Source organism: Actinomycetota bacterium, assembly GCA_030682655.1.
GTDB lineage: Bacteria > Actinomycetota > Coriobacteriia > Anaerosomatales > JAUXNU01 > JAUXNU01.
Window position 1 is genome coordinate 1 of the sequence record JAUXNU010000176.1, and the last position, 2515, is coordinate 2515.

5 protein-coding genes are annotated in these 2515 nt (G+C 62.8%); all 5 read right to left on the reverse strand.

Going from position 1 to position 2515, the window contains the following annotated elements; genetic code table 11:
- Positions 1-44 precede the first annotated feature (44 nt).
- The 5 genes from Q8K99_11770 to Q8K99_11790 all read right to left on the reverse strand — a co-directional run bounded on the left by Q8K99_11770 (position 45) and on the right by Q8K99_11790 (position 2389).
- Positions 45-347: a hypothetical protein gene (locus tag Q8K99_11770; GenBank protein MDP2183231.1), complete on the reverse strand. Its 303-nt coding sequence runs from the start codon at positions 345-347 to the stop codon at positions 45-47.
- A 133-nt stretch (positions 348-480) separates the two neighbouring features.
- Positions 481-1041, reverse strand: coding sequence for a hypothetical protein (locus Q8K99_11775; protein ID MDP2183232.1), 561 nt, complete (start codon positions 1039-1041; stop codon positions 481-483).
- 116 nt (positions 1042-1157) lie between these two features.
- The gene (locus tag Q8K99_11780) at positions 1158-1472 is read right to left on the reverse strand and encodes a HigA family addiction module antitoxin (protein MDP2183233.1); all 315 of its coding nucleotides are present in this window, start codon (positions 1470-1472) and stop codon (positions 1158-1160) included.
- Between the two features lie 17 nt (positions 1473-1489).
- On the reverse strand, positions 1490-1771 hold the full coding sequence (locus Q8K99_11785) for a type II toxin-antitoxin system RelE/ParE family toxin (protein ID MDP2183234.1): 282 nt from the start codon (positions 1769-1771) through the stop codon (positions 1490-1492).
- Between the two features lie 135 nt (positions 1772-1906).
- Entirely contained in the window at positions 1907-2389 is a 483-nt protein-coding gene (locus Q8K99_11790) for a GNAT family N-acetyltransferase (protein ID MDP2183235.1), read from the reverse strand.
- Between the last annotated feature and the right edge of the window lie 126 nt (positions 2390-2515).

A 2515-nucleotide genomic window follows, 5' to 3' on the forward strand; every position in this document is an offset into this window, starting at 1 on the left:
AAAAGTGTTCGGCTTCAGCTGGAATAGGTGTTCGGCTTCAGCCGTTACAGTGTTCGGCTTGCGGCGTTACCGTGTTCGGCTTCGGCAAGAACGGTGTTCGACTTCGACCGGAATACGCATCCCAACACAAAGAGCCTCAGCCAGCCCACGGTCTGGTTGTACTGCCACGGTCCGCCGTAGTCGTACGCATAGTGGCCACGAATCCGGGCAATCTGATCCGGAGACAAGGGAGTCTCGTCCGTGAGGGTCTGCACGTACTTCGTCACGTCACGTTCGTATTGCTCAGCGAACCTAGCTTCGCTGATGCGGTAGATGGGAACTTCGAGGAAATGGTCCCGTGGACTCATGGCAACCCCCCCAGCGGGAGTCCGTGCGCCCTTCCTAACGTGTTTCGGCATGAGCGGCGGGTTTCGCCATTCATGTTGATTCTAGCTCTCACCGTCCGCTCGATGCCGGGGTTCGACGAGCAGGGCGTCGACGTCAATCGGTTCCCCGTGTGTGGCAGCGCGAACATGCTTCTTCGTTGTGGCAGTCGAAACACGGACTGGCCCCGTTCTTCTCGACGTAGGCTCTATGACCCTCGAGCCAGAGTGTCGTGGCGCTGCCTGGGTGTGGGCCCGCCTTGAGGGTGATCCTGGTCAACCCTTCCAGCGGCACACCAGGCTGCGGTGACTGCCCCACGATCAAGTGCGCGAACCCGTCCTGCCCGGACTTCGCGACCTCCGCGAGCGGAAGGGTGCGCTCATCGACCGAGAACCGTGCGACGTGCTCGGGCTTGAGCACGCCTGCTATCGTGTGCGCCGGAACGACGCCGGTGGCCTCTGCGGCCGCGAAAGCCACGACGACGGTCGTGTCCAGGCTGCCGAGGAGATCGTAGGCCTCGCTGAGGGTCTTGCCGTTCAGGTCCGGGACGGAGGTCAAGGGGGCCGGTTCAGGCTCGGGCGAGTCCTCTGCCGTTGAGACACCGTGGGTGCTGCAGCCGCTGACGATAGCGGCAAGGAGGCACAGGACGATCAACTGGTGCAGCCGCCAACGCCTCACATCGCCCCCGCTTCCGGTGTCTGCCCGCGAACCATGTGGCTGGCAGAGCGCCCTGTCTGTCGAACGTCTTTGGCATCACCTGCAGCCGCAAAGCGGCTGTCTGGTGGATGCCATGGTTATGCGACACAGAGCGGCTTGATGTGCTGCACGTCATCCTTGATTGCAGCCTGCGCATCCCATAGGTCGACCGAGCGCTGCATGTTGAGCCAGAACTCCGGAGAGTTGCCGAACAGCCTGGCGAGACGCAGCGCCATCTCGGGACTCACGGCGCGACGCTCGCGAATTAGCTCGTTGACGGACTGGCGCGACACGCCGAGCGCGGAGGCGAGCCCGCTCACGCTCAGATCATAGTCGGGCATGAAGTCCTCGCGCAGCATCTCGCCGGGGTGGATGGGGCGGCGCTGTAGCGGCCTGATGTTAGGAATGCTCATGTCTGGTCACCTCGTCACTAGTGGTAGTCGCAGATCTCGACGTCGTAGGCGTCGCCGTCCTCGAACCGGAAGCAGATTCGCCACTGGTCGTTGATGGAAACCGAGTACTGGCCCGCACGATCCCCTTCCAGCGCATGCAGCCTGTTGCCCGGCGGCACCCTGAGAAACTCGACCTCTTGCGTCTCGTCAATCGCCGTGAGTTTGCGCAGCCCACGCCTCGCGATATCCGGTGGCAGTCGACGTGACTTGCCCGTCACATAGAATTGCTCGGTCTGCTTGTCGGCGAACGTCTTGATCATGCGTCAAACGTACCGCGTCACGTGACACACGTCAACCTGAGGATGCAGGGTGTTCGCATAACGTGTTACGGCATGAGCGGCCGGTTTGCGCCGCGCATGTTGATTCTATCTCGCGCGGTCCGCTCGATGCCGAGGTTAGACGCGTGAAACCACGCATTCAAACTCGATCTCGTCCTCGACCGGTATGCCCTGCTCGCCGATCAAAGGGATCTCCGGCTTGAGGATTCGCGCATCGCGCACGGCCCCGGGGTAGACCGCGGACTGAGCCCAACCGCGTTTGCGGTAGAAGTCCTGTGCGGTGCGGTTGTCGTTCGTGGTGACGAGCCAGATCCGCCGACAACCTGCTTCCCGCGCCAGTTCGCTGAGCGAGTCCAGCAGCGCCGTGCCGATTCCGCATCGCCGTGTTGTGGCGACGAGCACGACGATCTCGCACTCGGCCCCGTCGATTCGATACTGGAGCAGCCCTGTCGGCTTTCCATCAATGAACGCGACCAGTCCTGGGAGGGACGACGAGTCGTGGAGTCGGGCGCGAGAGACGATTCGTGGGGAGCCGAAGCGTTCTGCGACAAGCCCCGTGGCCCAGGAGCGATGCGCGTCCTCGAGCTCTCGAATCTCCACTCTTCGTGCCCCCCACGTGAACACTGCGTCTAGTCACCATGAGATGGCCGGCCCGAATCCGCGTATAACGTGGATCATCCGCGGGAACACGCCCGCGGTGCCGACACACGGAGGGACCGGCCATGC